Source organism: Pseudoxanthomonas kaohsiungensis (assembly GCF_010211765.1).
Taxonomy (GTDB): Bacteria; Pseudomonadota; Gammaproteobacteria; order Xanthomonadales; family Xanthomonadaceae; genus Pseudoxanthomonas; species Pseudoxanthomonas kaohsiungensis.
The window spans coordinates 50,661-69,695 of the sequence record NZ_PDWO01000006.1 but is presented as its reverse complement, the minus strand read 5'-3'; the positions used below and the strand labels follow the sequence as shown (position 1 = coordinate 69,695).

16 protein-coding genes are annotated in these 19,035 nt (G+C 71.7%); 11 read left to right on the top strand and 5 right to left on the bottom strand.

Annotated features, from left to right (window positions below; all coding sequences use genetic code 11):
• Positions 1 to 26 precede the first annotated feature (26 nt).
• Both CSC66_RS08155 and CSC66_RS08150 read left to right on the top strand, forming a co-directional pair.
• Positions 27 to 1,433, top strand: a complete 1,407-nt coding sequence (locus tag CSC66_RS08155; RefSeq protein WP_162376905.1) for a DcaP family trimeric outer membrane transporter — start codon at positions 27 to 29, stop codon at positions 1,431 to 1,433.
• Between the two features lie 14 nt (positions 1,434 to 1,447).
• Positions 1,448 to 3,109, top strand: coding sequence for an MFS transporter (locus CSC66_RS08150; RefSeq protein WP_162376904.1), 1,662 nt, complete (start codon positions 1,448 to 1,450; stop codon positions 3,107 to 3,109).
• A 149-nt stretch (positions 3,110 to 3,258) separates the two neighbouring features.
• Here CSC66_RS08150 and CSC66_RS08145 read toward each other — a convergent pair whose 3' ends face one another.
• The 5 genes from CSC66_RS08145 to def all read right to left on the bottom strand — a co-directional run bounded on the left by CSC66_RS08145 (position 3,259) and on the right by def (position 9,303).
• Positions 3,259 to 4,545 (bottom strand): O-antigen ligase family protein, encoded by a 1,287-nt coding sequence (locus CSC66_RS08145; protein WP_162376903.1) that lies wholly within the window; start codon positions 4,543 to 4,545, stop codon positions 3,259 to 3,261.
• A gap of 73 nt (positions 4,546 to 4,618) precedes the next feature.
• Positions 4,619 to 6,334, bottom strand: a complete 1,716-nt coding sequence (locus CSC66_RS08140) for an ArnT family glycosyltransferase (RefSeq protein WP_162376902.1) — start codon at positions 6,332 to 6,334, stop codon at positions 4,619 to 4,621.
• Between the two features lie 49 nt (positions 6,335 to 6,383).
• Positions 6,384 to 7,748 carry a 16S rRNA (cytosine(967)-C(5))-methyltransferase RsmB gene (rsmB, locus tag CSC66_RS08135; protein WP_162376901.1) on the bottom strand — a complete coding sequence of 455 codons (1,365 nt, stop codon included), beginning with the start codon at positions 7,746 to 7,748 and terminating at the stop codon, positions 6,384 to 6,386.
• 2 nt (positions 7,749 to 7,750) lie between these two features.
• On the bottom strand, positions 7,751 to 8,671 hold the full coding sequence (gene fmt, locus CSC66_RS08130; protein WP_162376900.1) for a methionyl-tRNA formyltransferase: 921 nt from the start codon (positions 8,669 to 8,671) through the stop codon (positions 7,751 to 7,753).
• A gap of 119 nt (positions 8,672 to 8,790) precedes the next feature.
• Positions 8,791 to 9,303 (bottom strand): peptide deformylase, encoded by a 513-nt coding sequence (gene def, locus CSC66_RS08125; RefSeq protein WP_162376899.1) that lies wholly within the window; start codon positions 9,301 to 9,303, stop codon positions 8,791 to 8,793.
• Between the two features lie 132 nt (positions 9,304 to 9,435).
• On the opposite strand from def, the gene CSC66_RS08120 reads away from it, so the two are divergent.
• The 9 genes from CSC66_RS08120 (at position 9,436) to CSC66_RS08080 (ending at position 18,982) form a co-directional block, all read left to right on the top strand.
• A complete protein-coding gene (locus CSC66_RS08120) occupies positions 9,436 to 10,557 on the top strand; it encodes a LysM peptidoglycan-binding domain-containing protein (RefSeq protein WP_162376898.1) in 1,122 nt (373 codons plus the stop codon).
• Positions 10,558 to 10,636: 79 nt separating this feature from the next.
• Positions 10,637 to 11,758 carry a DNA-processing protein DprA gene (gene dprA / locus CSC66_RS08115; protein ID WP_162376897.1) on the top strand — a complete coding sequence of 374 codons (1,122 nt, stop codon included), beginning with the start codon at positions 10,637 to 10,639 and terminating at the stop codon, positions 11,756 to 11,758.
• A gap of 77 nt (positions 11,759 to 11,835) precedes the next feature.
• A complete protein-coding gene (locus CSC66_RS08110; protein WP_162376896.1) occupies positions 11,836 to 12,309 on the top strand; it encodes a DUF494 family protein in 474 nt (157 codons plus the stop codon).
• A 103-nt stretch (positions 12,310 to 12,412) separates the two neighbouring features.
• Positions 12,413 to 13,090: a GYF domain-containing protein gene (locus CSC66_RS17700; RefSeq protein ID WP_162376895.1), complete on the top strand. Its 678-nt coding sequence runs from the start codon at positions 12,413 to 12,415 to the stop codon at positions 13,088 to 13,090.
• Between the two features lie 38 nt (positions 13,091 to 13,128).
• Positions 13,129 to 14,073 carry an RDD family protein gene (locus tag CSC66_RS08100; protein WP_162376894.1) on the top strand — a complete coding sequence of 315 codons (945 nt, stop codon included), beginning with the start codon at positions 13,129 to 13,131 and terminating at the stop codon, positions 14,071 to 14,073.
• A gap of 193 nt (positions 14,074 to 14,266) precedes the next feature.
• Positions 14,267 to 16,777: a DNA topoisomerase I gene (locus CSC66_RS08095; protein WP_162376893.1), complete on the top strand. Its 2,511-nt coding sequence runs from the start codon at positions 14,267 to 14,269 to the stop codon at positions 16,775 to 16,777.
• Positions 16,778 to 16,853: 76 nt separating this feature from the next.
• Positions 16,854 to 17,417, top strand: coding sequence for an L-threonylcarbamoyladenylate synthase type 1 TsaC (gene tsaC, locus CSC66_RS08090; RefSeq protein ID WP_162376892.1), 564 nt, complete (start codon positions 16,854 to 16,856; stop codon positions 17,415 to 17,417).
• A 74-nt stretch (positions 17,418 to 17,491) separates the two neighbouring features.
• Positions 17,492 to 18,211, top strand: a complete 720-nt coding sequence (locus CSC66_RS08085; protein WP_238394333.1) for a DUF4124 domain-containing protein — start codon at positions 17,492 to 17,494, stop codon at positions 18,209 to 18,211.
• 30 nt (positions 18,212 to 18,241) lie between these two features.
• The gene (locus CSC66_RS08080; RefSeq protein WP_238394332.1) at positions 18,242 to 18,982 is read left to right on the top strand and encodes a DUF4124 domain-containing protein; all 741 of its coding nucleotides are present in this window, start codon (positions 18,242 to 18,244) and stop codon (positions 18,980 to 18,982) included.
• Positions 18,983 to 19,035 lie beyond the last annotated feature (53 nt).

Sequence of the window (19,035 nt, the reverse complement as noted above, 5' to 3'; positions counted from 1 at the left end):
CCACCACTACGAGGGAGAAAGGGGAAATGAGCAGACATCCATCCAGGCTCTTGCGGCGGCCGCTGGCGGCCGCGTTGCTGGTGGCGATCGTGGCGCCGGGCGCCGCGTTCGCGCAGACCGCGCGCGAGAAGGCGCTCGAGGCGCGCGTGGCCGAACTGGAGCGGCAGGTGCAGATGCTGGTCTCGGCGCAGCAGCAGCAACAGTCGCAGATCACCACCACCCAGGAACAGGTGGCGCAGGTCCAGACCGCGCAGGCGGCCGCGCCCGCCGTCGCGGCGGTGCCGGCCGGCAAGCAGCCGATCCAGAGCACCACGATCACGCCGGCGGGCAACCCCGGGTCGGTGTTCACCTACGGCGGCTTCATCAAGCTCGACGCGATGGTGACCGACACCAGCGACGGCCGCATCGCCGACGGCTCGTCCGGCCGGATGTTCTACGTGCCCAGCACCATCCCGGTGGGCGGGGCCGGCGCCGACGGCGGCGATCCCTACACCGATTTCCACGCCCAGTTCTCGCGCTTCTGGCTCAGCGCCGACCACGTCACCGAGGGCGGCGACAAGCTCAAGGGCTACGTCGAGATGGACTTCTTCGGTGGCGGCAGCAACGCCCTGGCCGGCAACGAAGTGGCCACCAACACCTACGCGGTCACCCTGCGCCAGGCCTACGTCAGCTGGAACAACTGGCTGGCCGGCCAGACCTGGTCCAACTTCCAGGACGTGGCCGCGCTGCCCGACGCGGTGGACTTCGTCGGCGTGACCGACGGCACCGTGTTCGTGCGCCAGGCCCAGGTGCGCTACAGCAACGGCCCGTGGTCGGTGGCGCTGGAGAATCCCAACACCACCGTGCAGGCCTACGCACCGAACGCCGCCACCGCCGGCGCGCGCACCACCACCGGCGACAACAACGTCCCGGACCTGACCGGGCGCTACAACATGAAGGGCGACTGGGGCCACCTCTCGGTGGCCGGCATGCTGCGCCAGTTCAAGGCCGGGGACAACACCGATTCGGGCGGCGCGGTCAGCGTGTCGGGCAAGTTCAACGTGGGCGCCAGCGACGACATCCGCTACATGGCCAACTACGGCAGCGGCATCGGCCGCTACATGGCCTTCGGCCTGGGCAGCGACGTGATGCAGGACGCCAGCGGCGACATCGAGGCGCTGGACGGCTGGGGCGGCTTCGTGGCCTGGCGCCACGTGTTCAGCCCGAAGCTGCGCACCAACCTCATGTACTCGATGGCGTCGTTCGACAACGACGTGGGCCTGGTCGGCTGGGGCGTGACCGAGCGCTCGCAGTCCTACCACGCCAACCTGATCTATTCGCCGTTCCCGAAGCTGGACATCGGCGCGGAGATCGGCTGGGGCCAGCGTTCGCTCGAGGATGACCGCGAAGGCGACCTCAAGCGCTTCCACACATCCGTCAAGTACAGCTTCTGAGGGAGGGGATCCAAATGAGCGCGACAACGCACCACCATTCGCCGCAGGGCGAACTCGGCAAGGGCCACAAGAAGGTGATCTTCGCCTCGAGCCTGGGCACGGTCTTCGAGTGGTACGACTTCTACCTGTACGGGTCGCTGGCGGCGATCATCGCCAAGCAGTTCTTCAGCGGCGTCAACGAGACCACGGGCTTCATCTTCGCCCTGCTGGCGTTCGCCGCCGGCTTCGCGGTGCGCCCGTTCGGCGCGGCGTTCTTCGGCAGCCTCGGCGACCGCATCGGCCGCAAGTACACGTTCCTGGTCACCATCGTGCTGATGGGCCTGTCGACCTTCATCGTCGGCATCCTGCCCACCTACGCCACCATCGGCGTGGCCGCGCCGATCATCCTGATCCTGCTCCGGCTGGCGCAGGGCCTGGCGCTGGGCGGCGAGTACGGCGGCGCGGCGACCTACGTCGCCGAGCATGCGCCGGACGGCAAGCGCGGCCTGTACACCAGCTTCATCCAGACCACCGCCACGCTCGGCCTGTTCCTCTCGCTGCTGGTCATCCTGACCTGCCGCCTGAGCCTGGGCACCGAGGCGTTCGAGGCCTGGGGCTGGCGCATCCCGTTCCTGGTGTCCATCGTGCTGCTGGGCATCTCGGTGTGGATCCGCCTGCAGCTGAGCGAATCGCCGCTGTTCCAGCAGATGAAGGCCGAGGGCAAGGGCTCCAAGCAGCCGTTCCGTGATTCGCTCAAGGGCGGCAACCTCAAGCTCATGCTGCTGGTGCTGCTGGGCGCCACCGCCGGCCAGGCCGTGGTCTGGTACGGCGGCCAGTTCTACTCGCTGTTCTTCCTGACCCAGGCGCTGAAGGTGGACGGCACCACCGCCAACCTGCTGATCGCCGGCGCACTGGCCCTGGCCACGCCGTTCTTCATCGTCTTCGGCTGGCTGTCGGACAAGATCGGCCGCAAGAAGATCATCCTCGCCGGCTGCCTGCTGGCGGCGCTGACGTACTTCCCGCTGTTCAAGGCGCTGACCCATTACGCCAACCCGGCCGTCGAGGAAGCCCGCGAGAGCGCGCCGGCGATCGTGCATGCCGATCCGTCGACCTGTTCGTTCCAGTTCGATCCGGCGGGCGTGCGCAAGTTCACCAGCGCGTGCGACATCGCGACCGCGGCCCTGACCAAGGCCGGCGTGCCGTACACCGTGCAGGCCGCGCCGGCCGGCACCGTCGCCCGCGTGGAGGTGGGTGGCGCCTCGTTCGAGTCGTACGACGCGACCGGCCTGGCCAAGGACGACGCCAAGGCCAAGGCCACCGCGCTGGCGGGAACGATGAAGGCGGCCCTGACCGCGGCCGGCTATCCGGAGAAGGCCGATCCGGACCGGATCAACATCCCGATGACGCTCGCCATCCTGTGGGTGCTGGTGATCTACGTGACCATGGTCTACGGCCCGATCGCCGCCTACCTGGTCGAGCTGTTCCCGACCCGCATCCGCTACACCTCCATGTCGCTGCCGTACCACATCGGCAACGGCTGGTTCGGCGGCTTCCTGCCCGCGATCTCGTTCGCCCTGGTGGCGGGCACCGGCAACATGTACTTCGGGCTGTGGTACCCGATCTGCATCGCGCTGCTGACCGTGGTGGTGGGAACGCTGTTCCTGCGCGAGACCAAGGACGTGGACATCTCCAAGTAGTCCCTTCCCCCGCCGGCGGCGACGCCGGCATCCCCCGGCGCCGGCCCCTCCAAGGGCCGGCGTCTTTTTTTCCGCGACTCCCGGTCCGGCGCGGGCCGCGCATTCGCTCCCGTCGGCATGTCCGGCCGCCGCCGGACGCGCCCCTTCCGCTATCGCCGCGGCACAGCCACCGGGGCGGAAGCGCCGCCGGGCTGGCGCCAGCGCGCCTCGCGCAGCGCCAGTCCCAGCAGCACGCCGCCGAAGGCGGCGTAGACGCTGGTCGTGGTCTGGTGGGCGAACATCGACTGGGTCAGGCCGCACAGGATGAATACCGTGACCAGCATCGCGCCGGCCGACGCGCAGCCTCGCAGCCGGCCCAGCCGCACGCCGCGGCGCAGGCGCAGGAACAGCCACAGCGGCACGCCGTAGAGCAGCAGCAGGGACAGCACCCCGGGCACGCCCATGGTCGCGGCCCACTCGGCCAGGTCGTTGTGCGCATGGCCGAGGTGGCAGCGCTTGACCTTGCGCCCGCTGTCGCCCTTGCACACCGGCAGGCTTTCCATCGCCCGGTCGAACTCGCCGAAGCCCACGCCGGTCCACGGCGCGGCGACAAAGGCGTCGGCCGCCACCTGCAGCCGCTCCAGGCGCGCGCCCGCCGAGGAGTTGTGATCGCCCCGATCCATCCGCTCGATGTCCTGGCGCAGTTCGGACAGGCGCATCTGCTCGGTCAGGCTCGGCACCGAGACCAGCAGGACGATGCCCGCGGTCACCAGCCCGCCGAGCAGGACCGCGCGGCTGCGACGGCTGCGCCAGCCGCTGCCGAACACCAGCACGAGCAACAGCAGCAGCAGTCCCGGCCAGGGCCCGCGGGTGCCGCTCAGGAGGATGGCCAGCACGCCCAGGGCGAGGCCGAACGCGGACCAGTGCCAGCTGCGGGGCGGACGGCAGAAGACCGCCAGCACCATCAGCACCAGCACCACGTCGGCGAACACGATCTGGTTGAGCCAGCCGCCCGCGCGTGCAGCGCCGGACAGCACCTGCACCAGCGCCAACGCCGCGGCCGCCAGCAGCCCGGCCAGGGCGCCGCGCCACAACATCACCCGAGGCGGGTCCAGCGCCCAGGCCCAGGCCATCGTCCACGGCAGCACCAGCAGGCGATCGCGGCCGTCGATGCCCTCGCTCGAATCCATCAGGTGGATCGACGCCAGCGCCACCAGCAACGGCACGACGCCGGCGACGGCCACCAGCATCCAGGGCCAGCCGATCTGGCGCGTGGCCCGCGCCACCCGCAACGGCACCAGCAGGGTCGAGGCCAGCAGCAGCAAGCCGAACGGCAACAGGCCCTTGGGAATGCTCAGCGTCAGCGCGGGCAGGCTCCACAGGCCCACCACGGCGCAAGCCGACGCCCAGCGCCAGCGCAAGTCCTTGGAGATTTCGTGCAGCCGCGCCTGGTCCATTGCCATCCCGCGCCGGATTGCGGCGCATGTTCCGGCCCGTTGCCGGAACACGCGCTGAGCCGGCCCCGCATCCCTAGTCGATCCCGCGCCCCTGCTCCGCGGCGGCGCGCGCGCGCTCTTCCTCCGTCGCCACGCATTCCCCGTTCACCGCGCCCGGGGGCACCAGCCACCAGCGCCGGCGGTTGGAGATGCCGGCCAGCTCGATCTTGTCGCGGTCGAGGCAGGCTTCCAGCGCGGCCTCCTGCACCAGCAGCCAGCGCCCCGGCGCCCGCGCCTGCCAGGCCACGCCGCGCTGGAGCTGCTGCTCCCACGGCACGTTGAAGCCGAAGTTCGCCGCTTCGCGGTCGGCCATCAGCAGGTTCTGCTCCTTCCAGGCCACCAGGCCGAGCTCGGCATCCGGGCCGATCCGGCGCCCGGCATCGGCCATGACGCCGCGCGCCGAGCTGGCATCGTTGAGGACCGGGTATCCGACCAGGCTGAAGGCCACCCACAAGCCGGCCAGGCTCGCGAACAGCGCCGCCACCACGCGGCGCCGGAAGGCCAGCATGCAGCCCAGCGCCCAGGCCCCGACCGCCAGCAGCATCCAGCCCAGGGCGCGGACTCCGTCCGGATCCAGCCCGCGCTGGTCGTGCATGCGGTCGACCAGCGAGCCGCTGCCGTGCAGCAGGACGCCGCCGCCGGCCAGGAACAGCAGCGCCAGCAGCGCGGTCAGCGCCAGCAGCAGCGCCTTGGCCCAGCTGCGGCGCAACAGGCCGGGCAGCAGCGGCGCCAGCGCCAGGCACATCATCGGCAACGCCGGCATGATGTAGACGTCGCGCTTGCCGTCGGGGATCGAGAAGAACACCAGCACCATGGCCCACCAGGCCAGCGGAAGCAGGTAGCGCGCGTCGCGCCGCTTCAGCCGCCGCCACCACGCCGGCACCGCCCAGGGCAGCGCCAGCACCGGCGGGATCCACATCGTCAGCATCACGCCCAGGTGGTACCAGGCCGGCTGGTGGTGGTCCCAGGACTGCGAGTAGCGCTTGGCGGTCTGCCGGAACAGGATGTCGTCCAGGTAGGCGCGGTACTCGGGCAGGTTCTTGGCCAGCGCCACGCTCACCACCGGCGCCAGCCACAGCGACACCGCGACCAGGAACCCGAGCGGACCCAGCCAGAACCGCGGATCCCGCGCATGCACCCTGACCCGCGGCCAGCCGCGCCAGGAGGCGATCGCCGCCGGCAGGATCATCAGCAGGGCGATCGCGCCGACACCCTTGGTGATCGTGCCCAGGCCGGCGGCGAACCAGCCCAGCGTCCACCAGCGCCAGTCCGGGCCGGCCAGCAGGTGGCGCAGCAGGCCGTAGTTGGCCAGGGTGATGAAGAAGGTGACCAGCGGGTCGATCTGCGCCTTCTTCGCCTGCCAGGTGAACTGGAACGCGAACAGCAGCGCCCATGCCGCGTACAGCCCGACCTTGCGCGTCCACAGCCGGCGCCCGAGGTCCTGCACGCACCACAGCGTGCCCAGCGCGGCCAGCAGCGACGGCAGCAGGAACGCCACGCGCCAGTTGCCGAACACGGTGTAGAACGCGGCCTGCAGCCACATCAGCATCGGCGGCTTGTCCGAGTACAGCTCGATGCCCCGGTGCGGGAACAGCCAGTTGCCGCTCTCCACCATCTGCTTGGCCACCAGCGCGAAGCGCGGCTCGTCGGCCGGCCACGGATCGCGCAGGCCCAGGCCGGCGCCGAGCACGAGCAGGGCGGTGATCCAGAACAGCCAGGTGTCGCGGGTACGCGCGTCGAAGTTGGGCATGGGCGCCGATTGAGCCGGTGCGTTCACAACGGGCGATTCTAGCGGCCGCTCACTCGGCCTTGCGCAGTCGCGCATAGAAAAAGCCGTCCATGCCGTCCTCGCCGGGCAGGCGCTGGCGACCGGCCCCGGCACGATGGCCGAACGCGTCCGCCAACGGCACGGCGACGGCATCGGCGGTGCGGGCCAGGAACGCTTCCACCTGGCCGGCATTCTCCTCGGGCAGGATCGAACAGGTCGCGTAGAGCAGGATCCCGCCCGGGCGCAGCAGCGGCCAGGTCGCGTCCAGCAGGCGCGCCTGCGACTGGACCAGCGCCTCCAGGTCCTCCGGCCGCCGATGCAGCAGGATGTCCGGCTGCCGCCGCACCACCCCGGTGGCCGAGCACGGCGCGTCGAGCAGGATCGCGTCGAAGGTGAACCCGTCCCACCACAGCGCCGGCAGGGTGGCATCGGCGGCGCGGACCTGGGCGCGGTCGGCCACGCCGGCGCGCCGCAGGGTGTCTTCCAGCCGTGGCAACCGGCGCGGATCGACCTCCAGCGCGAGCAGCTCCAGCGCCGGATCGCGCTCGAGCAGGTGCGCGGCCTTGCCGCCCGGCGCGGCGCAGGCATCGAGCACGCGCGCGCCGCGCTCCGGCGCCAGCGCGTCGGCCGCCTGCTGCGCCGAGCCGTCCTGGACCGCGACCAGGCCCTCGCCGAAACCGGGCAGGGCCGCCACCGGCACCGGCGTGTCCAGGCGCAGCGCGTCGGCCAGCCGCGGCTCGATCGCCGCCGCCAGGCCGGCCTCCTGCAGGCGGGCGAGGTAGTCGTCGCGCGTGGTCCGCGCCCGGTTCACCCGCAGCCACATCGGCGCCGGCTGCGCGCTGGCGGCGAATACCGCGGCGGCATCTCCGGGCCAGGCATCCTCGATCCGTGCGCGCAGCCAGTCCGGCCAGGCGCCGGCCGGGTCGGCGGGCGGAATGCCTTCGCGCTGCGCCCGCCGCAGCAGCGCATTGACCAGCCCGGCCTGGTGCGGCCGGCCCAGCGCGCGGGCCGCCTCCACCGTGGCATCGAGCGCGGCATGCGCCGGCAGGTGCAGCGCGTCGAGCTGGGCGCAGCCGGCCAGCAGCAGCGCCAGCAGCGGGCCGTCGTTGGCGCCGGGGGGCTTCTGCAGCCAGCCGCGCAGCGCCGGCGCGTAACGGTAGCGGCCGCGCAACGCGGCGAAGGCGATCGCCTCCAGCAGCGCGCGGTCGCGGGAGTCGGGCAGGCGCGGCAGTGCCGCGGCGAGCTCGGACTTGAGCGAACGGCCGCGGTGGACGACGGCATCGAGCACCTGCGCGGCGAGCACGCGCACTTCCACGCCCGGTGCCAGCGGCCGCCGCTCGGGCCTGGCGGGTTTGGCCGCCGGGGAACGCTGCGAAGGTGGGCGCGGCTGCGGCATGGTCAGGTTCCAGCCACGTCGCGACGGGCGTTGAGCCAGTCGGCCGCGGTGATCGCGCGGCCGCCCTCGCGCTGGACCACGCGCAGCCGCAACGCGCCGTCGCCGCAGGCGATGTCGATCCCTTCGCGCCCGGCCGCCAGCAGCGTGCCCGGCGCGGCCGCATGGCCGGTGTCCACCGCGATCGCGCCATGGATGCGCAGGCGCTCGCCGGCGACCATCGCTTCGGCCACCGGCCAGGGATTGAACGCGCGCACGGTGCGCGCCAGCTCGATTGCCGGCCGCGACCAGTCCAGCCGCGCCTCGGCCTTGTCGAGCTTGTGCGCGTAGGTCACGCCTTCCTCCGGCTGGACCCACGGCACCGGCAACAGCCCCGCGCGCAGCAACCCCAGGCCGTCTTCCAGCACCTGTGCGCCCATTTCCGCCAGCCGGTCGTGCAACTGGCCGCCGGTCTCGTCCGGGCCGATCGGCGTGGCCTGCTCCAGCAGCACCGGGCCGGTGTCCAACCCGGCTTCCATCCGCATCAGGCACACCCCGGTCTCGGCGTCGCCGGCCTGGATCGCGCGCTGGATCGGCGCGGCACCGCGCCAGCGCGGCAGCAGCGAGGCGTGCACGTTCCAGCAGCCGTGGGTCGGGATCTCCAGCACCCGGCGCGGGAGGATGAGCCCGTAGGCGACCACCACCAGCAGGTCGGGCGCGAGGTCGCGCAGGTCCTGCTGGGCCTGGCTGCCCCGCAGCGTTTCCGGCTGCATCACCGGGATGCCCCGGGCCACCGCCTCGCGCTTGACCGGCGAGGCCGCCAGGCCGCGGCCACGACCGGCCGGGCGGTCGGGCTGGGTGTAGACGGCCACCACTTCGTTGTGGCGCGCGGCGGCACGCAGCGAGGGCACCGCGAAATCCGGGGTGCCGGCGAAGACGATCCTCATCGGGTCAGGAACTCCAGGGGCCGCGGGCGGAAGGCATCAGCCCCGGCCGCCGCGGGCATGGCGGCGGCGGGCCGGGCGGGACACGGTGCGCAGGCCGGGGGCACGCGCGCCGCAGGGGATCAGGCCGCGTGCCTGCGCTGCTTGGCCAGCTTCTTGCGCACCATCTCGCGCTTGAGCGGCGAGAGGTAGTCGACGAACAGCTTGCCTTCCAGGTGGTCCATCTCGTGCTGGATGCAGACCGCCAGCAGGCCCTCGGTGGTGAGCTCCTGCTCGCGCGCCTGGCGGTCCAGGTAGCGCACGGTGATGCGGTTGGCGCGGGTCACGTCGGCGAAGATCCCCGGCACCGACAGGCAGCCTTCCTGGTAGACCTGGTCGCCGTCGCGGGCGGTGATCTCGGGGTTGATGAACACCATCGGCGCATCCTTGCCCTCGCTCACGTCGATCACCATGAAGCGCTGGTGGACGTCGACCTGGCTGGCGGCCAGGCCGATGCCGGGCGCCTCGTACATGGTCTCGAACATGTCGTCGAGCAGCTTCTGGAACTCGGGGGTGGCCACCTGCGCGGCGTCGACCGTCGCAGCCCGGGTACGCAGGCGCGGGTCGGGAAACTCGAGGATGGGCAGCAGGGCCATGGGCGGACTCCGGTGGGGGTGGCCGGGGCAAACCGGCCGGCCGTCGCAATTCTAGCGCGGAAGCTTGCGCAACGGCCTGAATTCTGGACTATAGTCCGCGAACCTGTTGGGGAATCAGGCGGGATCGCAACCATGCTCACACGCCTTCGGACGGTTCTTGCCGTCGCGATGCTGACTGTCGCCACCTATGCCGCCGCCGTCGAGTCGCGCGGCAGCCATCCGGACACCTATGTCGTGGTCCGGGGCGACACACTTTGGGATATCGCCGGCCGCTTCCTCGGCAAGCCCTGGCTCTGGCCGGAGATCTGGCAGGCCAATCCGCAGGTCGCCAACCCGCACCTGATCTTCCCGGGCGACGTCCTCAGCCTGGCCTACCTGGACCGCGTGGCGGTGCAGCCGGGTCCGCGCGAGGAGGCCCCGATCGGCGCGGTGCCGCTGTCGGAGATCGAGCCGTTCCTCAAGGACCTGCGCGTCACCGACGCCTTCGAGCACCTGCCCTACGTGGTCGGCTTCGAGGACAACCGCCTGCGCGGCAGCGCCGGCCAGCTGGCCTACGTGAAGGGGCTGGACACCGCCCAGGCCGGCCAGCGCTACATGGTCCTGCGCCCGACCGTGCGCTACGCCCTGCCGCGTCCGTTCCAGCAGCTGGAGGCCAACGGCAGCACCACGCCGCTCGATGGCGTGCTGTGGAGCCAGTACGTGCCGCCGAGCAGCCGCAACGAATTCCTCGGTTTCGAGCTGTCCAAGGTCAACGTCGGCACCATCACCCGCGCCGCCGGCGCCAATGGTGCGCAGGTCGCCACGCTCAGCCTGGAAGACAGCGGCCACGAAGTGCGCGCCGGCGACCGCGTGGTTCCGGTCGAAGCCGCCGCCTACGACCTGCAGTTCTTCCCGCACCCGCCGGCCTCGCAACCGGCCGATGTCAGCGTGCTGGCCGTGGCCGTCGCCGGCACCGCCGGTGGCCCGCGCGACGTGATCGCGATTTCGGCCGGTCGCCTCGACGGCGTCGACAACGGCACGGTGTACTCGCTGTGGCGCCCGGGCCGCCACGTCAACGACAAGGTCACCGGCCCGCGTACCTCGCGCATGGACGACCAGTTCACCGGCAGCGGCAGCAGCGTCGCCCTGCCGGAGGAATACGCCGCGCACGCGATGGTGTTCCGCACCTTCGACAAGGTCAGCTACGCCCTGGTGATGGACGGCACCAAGCCGGTGCGGGTCGGCTTCCAGGCGCGCCATCCGGACGCGCAGTAAGCCGGTCGCGCAAGCGTCCTACAACGATCCGCGACGGCGCCCTAGGGCGCCGTCGCCGTTTCCGGGCCAGGCTCTGCGCATGCCAACGCCCGCCCCCCCCGTCGATCCCCTGCCCCTGCTGCGGCTGATCCTGGCCGGCGGGCGCCGCGCTTCGCGCCATGCACTCCTGCGCTCGGGCGAGACCGGCGATGCGGGCCTGCAGGCACGCATGGCCGGCGTGCCCGCGTCCGCCCTGGACCGTGCCCTGGCCTGGCTGGCCGGGCCGGGCCACCACCTGGTCGGCAGCGACGATCCGCGCTACCCGGCGCTGCTGCGACAGGCCCCGCATCCGCCGCTGGCGCTGTTCGTCGACGGCGACCCGGATGCGCTCTGGCAGCCGGCGGTCGCGGTGGTCGGCAGCCGCAACGCGAGCGCGGCCGGCTGCGAGAACACCCGCCGCTTCGCCGGCGCCCTGTGCCGGGGCGGGCTGGCGATCACCAGCGGGCTGGCCGCGGGCATCGATGCGGCCGCGCACGAGGCGGCGCTGGCATGGCCGGGTGGCCGGACCGTGGCCGTGCTCGGCACCGGGGTCGACGTCGCCTACCCGCGCTACCACGCCGCCCTGCGCGAGCGCGTCGCAGCCAGCGGCGCGGTGGTCAGCGAGCATCCGCCGGGCACGCCGCCGCGCGCCGGCCATTTCCCCGGCCGCAACCGGATCGTCGCCGGGCTCTCGCTGGGCGTGCTCGTGGTCGAGGCCGCCGCCCGCTCGGGGGCCCTGATCACCGCGCGGCTGGCGGCCGAGGCCGGGCGCGAGGTATTCGCGATTCCCGGATCGATCCACCATCCGCTGTCGCGGGGCTGCCACCGGCTGATCCGCGAGGGCGCGCAGCTGGTCGAGGATCCGGCCGAGGTCCTGGCCGGGATCGCCCCGCTGGCCGGCCGGTTGGCCCTGTCGTACGGCACCGTGGACGCCCCCGGACCGGTCGTGGACCCGACTCCTCCGGGAGCCGCGCGGTCGCTGCCGGCATCGCCCACCGACCACGACAGATTGTGGGACGCCCTCGGTGCCGACCCCACCCCTATGGATATCCTGGCCGTCCGCACCGGATTGACGCCTGCGGCCCTGTCGGCCATGCTGCTGGCCATGGAACTGGATGGGCGGGTGGCGGTCGAACATGGCCGCTACGCACGCAGGTCCACGGGCGGCGGCGAAGCGGCCTGACACGGACGACCGGCCACTGCGCCGCGACCGTGGTTCCCCACCCCACGGCGCCCCCCACCGGGCGCAGGCCGAGGGCAATGAAAGAAAGCATCCTGGACGTCCTGCTCTACCTCTTCGAACACTACATCGGCGACGATGCGGACACCCTCCGCGACCGCGATCCGCTGCACGACGGGCTGATCGAAGCCGGCTTCAGCCCCGCGGAGATCAGCAAGGCCTTCGACTGGCTCGACGGACTGGCGCAGCAGCGCCTGGCCGGCGGCGAAGCGCGGGTCGACGGCCCGGTGCGCGTCTACCACGGCCCGGAACTTGACCGCCTGGACGTCGATTGCCGCGGCTTCCTGCTGTTCCTCGAACAGCAGGGGGTGCTCGACGCCGGCCAGCGCGAACTGGTGCTGGACCGGGCGATGGCGCTGGACCAGGACGAGATCGACCTGGACGACCTGAAGTGGGTGGTGCTGATGGTGCTGTTCAACCAGCCCGGTGCCGAAGCGGCGTATGCCTGGCTGGAGACCCAGATGTTCGGCGAGGAACCCGAGCCGGTGCATTGAGCGGCGAGGCCTGACGCGTGTACCGACAGGAAGCCGGCGCAAGCCGGCTTCCGTGCGCAGGGGCCATGCGGCACACTGGACGCGCAAGCCACGGGGAAAATCCATGAGCGACTGGTATTACGCCACTGCCAGCGGGCAGCGGCACGGACCGCTGCCGGCCGCAGAACTGCGCGCGCTGGCCGCGGGCGGCACGATCGGCGCCCACACCCTGGTCTGGCGCGAGGGCATGGCCCAGTGGCGCCCCCTCCAGGAATTCGCCGCCGAGCTGGAGCTGCCGGCGCTGCCGCCGCCGCTGCCCGCCGCCATGGCCGCGACGACGGTGGCGACGCCGCGGCCCAGCGGCCTGTCCGGCTGCGCGATCGCCGCGCTGGTCGCGGTGGCGGGGATCTTCCTGGTGGCGGTGGTGGGCATCCTCGCCGCGATCGCGCTGCCGGCCTACCAGGACTACACCCTGCGCGCGCAGGCCACCGCGGCCATCAGCCAGGCGCAGGCGCTGCAGCCGCAGGTCGTCGAATTCCTCGACGCCCAGGGCCGTTGCCCGACCAATGACGACACCGGTTTCGACGACCCCGCGCGGTATACCCAGGGCGCGCTGGCGGACGTCACCTTCGGCGAGTTCGAAGGCAGCGACCTGTGCGGGCTGCAGGCGACCCTGGCCACGCCCGGCAAGCCCGTGCTCGACGGGCAACGGATCTGGCTCGAGTACGACCCCGCCAGCAGCACCTGGCAGTGCAGTTCCGAGATCGAGGACAAGCACCTGCCCGCCTTCTGCCGCGGTTGAACCGCGGCCATGGAATCCGACAGCGAGGAACGCAACGCATGACCGAGTGGTATTACGCCGACCGCCAGCGCCGGCAGATTGGCCCCCAGAGCGCCGAGGCATTGGCCCAGCGCTTCCGCGCCGGCGAGATCGACGCCGCGACCCTGGTCTGGCGCGACGGCCTGCCGGCGTGGCAGCCGCTGGGGTCGCTGCGCGGCGAACTGGGCCTGGACGAGGCGCCGGCGACGCTGGACTTCCGGGTCGAACCGACCCTGGGCCCGGCGGGCGACGTGCCGGCGGAAACGCTGGCGACCGCGGCCGGCGCCTACAGCCCCTACGCGGCGCCGGCCACCGGTTTCGACAGCCACGCCGGCCCGGCCCCGGTCCACGGCGGCGACGTGGTGATGGGCGGACTCTGGCGCCGCGTCGCGGCCAGCTTCCTCGATGGCATCGTTACCGCGATCCTCACCTACGCGCTGCTGATCCCGCTGATGCTGCTGTTCGGCCTGAGCCTGTCGAGCCTGGCACAGAACGAGCTGGCCGGCGCGGGCGCCAGCGTGACCTTCATGCTGCTCTACTACGGCATCAGCCTGGGCCTGCCGGCGCTGTACTTCGCCTGGATGCACTCGTCCGGCACCCAGGCCAGCCTCGGCAAGATGGCCGTGGGCGTGAAGGTGGTGCGCACCAGCGGCGAGCCGGTGGGCTTCTGGCGCGCGCTGCTGCGGTACGTGGCGTACTTCCTGTTCGTGCTGATGACCTGTGGCATCGGCGTCCTGATCTCCGGCCTGATGGTGGCCTTCACCGAGCGCAAGCAGGCCCTGCACGACATGCTCTGCGACACCCTGGTGGTCGACAAGTGGGCCTTCACCGACCGCCCGGAGTGGCAGGAACGCGGCCTCGGCACGGTCACCGTGGTCATCCTCGTGCTGTTCGGCCTGTTCATCGCCGGCGCGCTGGCGGTGGGCCTGGCCATGGTCGGCCTGATTTCCTCGATGAAGGGGTAGGCCGGGACGGGGGCCGGGCGCGGCCGGCTTGACACGGCCGGCCGCGGCGTGATTCACGTATAAAAAGGACAGCGACCGCGCCCGGGGGACCTCCCCCGGGCGTCGGCTTCTCTGGCGGACGCTCCTTCACACGACGCTCACCGCCCGCATCCGGTCCCGGAAGGACCGCCGCCGTACCCCCCAGAATGCCGCCATGCCCAAGCACCTGCTCATCGTCGAGTCGCCCGCCAAGGCCAAGACGATCAACAAATACCTCGGCAAGGACTTCACCGTCCTGGCCTCCTATGGCCATGTCCGCGACCTGGTGCCGAAGGAGGGCGCGGTCGACCCCGAGCGCGGCTTCGCCATGCGCTACGACCTGATCGAGAAGAACGAGAAGCATGTCGAGGCCATCGCCCGGGCCGCCAAGGGCGCCGACGACATCTGGCTGGCGACCGACCCGGACCGCGAGGGCGAGGCGATCAGCTGGCACATCGCCGAGATCCTGCGCGAGCGCGGGCTCGACAAGCCGATGCACCGGGTGGTGTTCACCGAGATCACCCCGCGCGCGATCAAGGAGGCGATGACCCAGCCGCGTTCTATCGCCGGCGACCTGGTCGACGCCCAGCAGGCGCGCCGCGCGCTGGACTACCTGGTCGGCTTCAACCTCTCGCCGGTGCTGTGGCGCAAGGTGCAGCCGGGACTGTCCGCCGGCCGGGTGCAATCGCCGGCGCTGCGCATGATCGTCGAGCGCGAGGAGGAGATCGAGGCGTTCAAGGCGCGCGAATACTGGAGCATCGGCGCCGAGCTGGCGCACGCCTCGCAGCCGTTCACCGCCAAGCTGGTCAAGCTGGACGGGCAGAAGTTCGAGCAGTTCACGATCACCGACGGCGAGACGGCCGAGGCCGCGCGCCTGCGCCTGCAGCAGGCCGCCGCCGGCGCGCTGCACGTCACCGACGTGGCCAGCAAGGAGCGCAAGCGCCGCCCCGCGCCCCCCTTCACCACCTCCACCCTGCAGCAGGAGGCGTCGCGCAAGCTCGGCTTCACCACGCGCAAGACCATGCAGGTCGCGCAGAAGCTGTACGAGGGCGTGAACCTGGGCGACGAAGGCACCGTCGGCCTGATCAGCTACATGCGTACCGACTCGGTCAACCTCTCGCAGGAGGCGCTGGCCGAGATCCGCGACGTGATCGCGCGCGACTACGGCACCGCCTCGGTGCCGGACAAGCCCAACACCTACCAGACCAAGTCCAAGAACGCCCAGGAAGCGCACGAAGCGGTGCGCCCGACCTCCGCGCTGCGCACGCCGGCGCAGGTCTCGCGCTTCCTCACCGACGACGAGCGCAAGCTCTACGAACTGGTCTGGAAGCGCGCGGTCGCCAGCCAGATGGTCCCGGCCACGCTCAACACCGTCTCGGTCGACCTGGCCGCCGGCAGCGAGCACGTGTTCCGCGCCAGCGGCACCACCGTGGTATTCCCCGGCTTCCTGGCGGTGTACGAGGAAGGCAAGGACAGCAAGGCCGCCGAGGACGAGGACGAGGGACGCAAGCTGCCGCCGCTCAAGCCGGGCGAGCGCGTGCCGCTGGACCGCATCCACGCCGACCAGCACTTCACCCAGCCGCCGCCGCGCTTCACCGAAGCGGCGCTGGTCAAGGCGCTGGAGGAGTACGGCATCGGCCGGCCTTCGACCTACGCCTCGATCATCCAGACCCTGCTGTTCCGCAAGTACGCCGAGATGGAGGGCCGCGCGTTCAAGCCTACCGACGTGGGCCGCGCGGTCAGCAAGTTCCTGTCCGGCCACTTCACCCGCTACGTGGACTACGACTTCACCGCCAGGCTCGAGGACGAGCTCGACGCGGTCTCCCGCGGCGAGGAGGAGTGGGTTCCGTTGATGGAGAAGTTCTGGGCTCCGTTCAAGGAACTGGTCGAGGACAAGAAGGAATCGCTGGACCGCACCGACGCCGGCAGCTCGCGCTCGCTTGGCACCGATCCGAAGAGCGGCAAGGAGGTCAGCGCGCGCATCGGCCGCTTCGGGCCGATGGTGCAGATCGGCACGGTCGATGACGAGGAGAAGCCGAAGTTCGCCTCGCTGCAGCCGGGCCAGAGCATCTACTCGATCTCGCTGGAGGACGCGCTGAAGCTGTTCGACATGCCGCGGCAGCTGGGCGAGAGCAATGGCGAGCAGGTCAGCGTCGGCATCGGCCGCTTCGGCCCGTTCGCCAAGCGCGGCAGCACCTACGCGTCGCTCAAGAAGGAGGACGACCCGTACAAGATCGACCTGGCGCGGGCGGTGTTCCTGGTCGAGGAGAAGGAGGAGATCGCGCGCAACCGCGTGATCAAGGAGTTCCCCGGCAGCGACATCCAGGTGCTCAACGGGCGCTTCGGCCCGTACCTGAGCGACGGCAAGCTCAACGGCAAGATCCCCAAGGACCGCGAGCCCGCCTCGCTGACCCTGACCGAAGTGCAGAAGCTGATGGAGGAGACCGGCAAGCCGGCCCGCCGCGGTTTCGGCGCGAAGAAGGCGGTGGCCAAGAAGGCCGCGGCGAAGAAGGCGACCAAGGCCGTGGCCAAGGAAGCCGCACCGGCCAAGGCTGCGGCCAAGAAGGCGCCCGCCAAGAAGGCGACGAAGAAGGCCGCGAAGAAGACGGCTGCCAAGAAGGCTCCAGCCAGGAAGGCAGCCAAGTCCGCCGCCCGTGGCAGTGCCGACGACGCCCCGCCGTTCTGAGACCCGCCGTTCCGGGACTGCGATCACCCGCGGTCTTCATCCCGTGCCATCAAACCCACGGCTAAGATCGCCCGCCATGGCCCGCACACTCGCCATCGACGAAGCCGCCCCGTTGTTGCAACGGGGCGGCGTGCTCGCCTACCCGACCGAGGCGGTCTGGGGCCTAGGCTGCGACCCGGACAACGAGGCTGCAGTGCTGCGCCTGCTGGAGCTCAAGCAGCGTCCGGTCGACAAGGGCCTGATCCTGGTCGCCGCGCACCTGGACCCGCTGCGGCGCTGGCTCGACCTGCCCGCGCTGCCGCCCGATCGCCTGGCCGTGGTACTGGCCAGCTGGCCCGGCCCGCATACCTGGGTGATGCCTGCCGCGGCCGACGCCCCGGCATGGATCACCGGCGGGCGCGACAGCATCGCCGTGCGCATCAGTGCCCATCCGGTGGTGACCGCGCTGTGCGAAGGGTTCGGCGGCGCCCTGGTGTCCACCAGCGCCAACCGTGGGGGCGAACCGCCCGCCTACACACGCGGCGAACTGGATCCGCTGCTGGACGATGCGATCGACGGCATCGTCGCGGGCGAAACCGGTGGACTGGCCCAGCCCACCCCGATCCGCGTGGCCCTGGATGGCAGCGTGCTGCGGTTCTGAGCGACTGGCCGCCGCGACCGGCGACGCATGGCGCGCTAGGATGGCGTCCTCGCCATGCCGCCCGTAGGAGTGACATGCGACGCCTTGGCATCACCGCGCCGCTGCTGGCTGCACTGCTGACGCCGTCGGCCGCCATCGCGCAGGCACCGGCCGCGAGCGGCGTGACCGTCTATCGCTGCACCGACAGCAAGGGCCAGCTGGTCGCGCTGCGCGACTCGCCGTGCCGCAGCGGCGAACGCCAGGAAGTGGTGCGGATGCAGCGCCCGCAGGATCCGCCGCCGCGTACCGCATCCACCGCCGCGGCGCCCGCGCCGCCGGCGGCCGATCCGCTGCCGCGCGAAGTGCGCGTGGTCACCGTGCAGGCGCCGCGTCCGATGTACGAGTGCACCGCGCCGGATGGCACGACCTACACCAGCGACAGCGACCAAGGAAACCAGCGCTGGGTGCCGCTGTGGACACTGGGCTATCCGGTCGGGCCCGGCCCACGACCCCCGCCGCGACCACCCTTGCCGCCCGTCCGTCCCGCGTCGACGCCCACGACATCGCCCCTGCCGGCCCATGGTCCTGGCCACGGCCCGCGTCCGCCACTGCCGGGCGTGGTCGTGCCCGGTGGCACCTGGGTGCGTGACCCCTGCATCCGCCTGTCGCAGGACGAGGTGTGCGCGCGGCTCTCCGATCGCCGCTACGAGATCCTCCGCGTCTACCATGCGGCCATGCCCAGCCAGCGCACGGAACTGGATCGCGAACAGCGCCAGATCGATGCGCACCTGGCCGACCACTGCCCCGGCTACTGACCACCGATGCCTGGTTCCGCTGCTTCCCGCTTGCTCCGCCCCCTGGCCGCACTGCTGGCCTGCCTGCTGCACGCGTCACCCGTCGCCGCGCAACCGGTGACGATCTACCGCTGCACCGATGCCGCCGGCGTCCTCACCGTGCAGAACAAGCCATGCCCGGCCGGCAGCACCCAGCGCGAGCAGCAGATGCAGGGCGTACCCAGCTCCCTGTCAGGCGCCGACGCCCCCCCAGCCTCGGCAACGGCGCCCACGGCGCCCCCTCCCGCGAACGCGCCGCAGCCGGACGACACGCCCATCTTCCTGTCCGCCCCGGCCCAGGCAGCCCCGCCCCAGGCCGGCGCCGGCCGCGAGTTCGTCACCACCAGCACCGGCCCCGAACCACGCATCCTCGACAGCGCGAACCTGCCACGCACGCCGGCGGCGGACACCGCGCCACCCGACCCGGACCGCCCGCCCCCGCCGCCGCTGTTCCGGTGCGCGACCTACGACAACGACAGCTACCTGTCCGAGGAGCAGGAAGTGCCGCCGCGCTGCCTGCCGCTGCGCACGGTGGGCCTGGACGGCAATCCGGCCGCAGGTGCCGGACGCGCCTGCGAGGTGGTGCGCGACCAGTGCTCGCGCGTGCCCGACGGCGCCGCCTGCGACGCCTGGCGGCGCTACGCGCGCGAAGCCGAAACGCGCTGGCGCTTCGCCCATCCCGACAACGTGGAGAAGCGGCAGGCCGAGTACGACCGCCTGGCGAAGATCGTCAGCACCAGCTGCGGCGGCTGATCCCGCGTGCGCTACCGCGGAAGCCGGCCCGCCGCGACCGTGCATGCGCGATG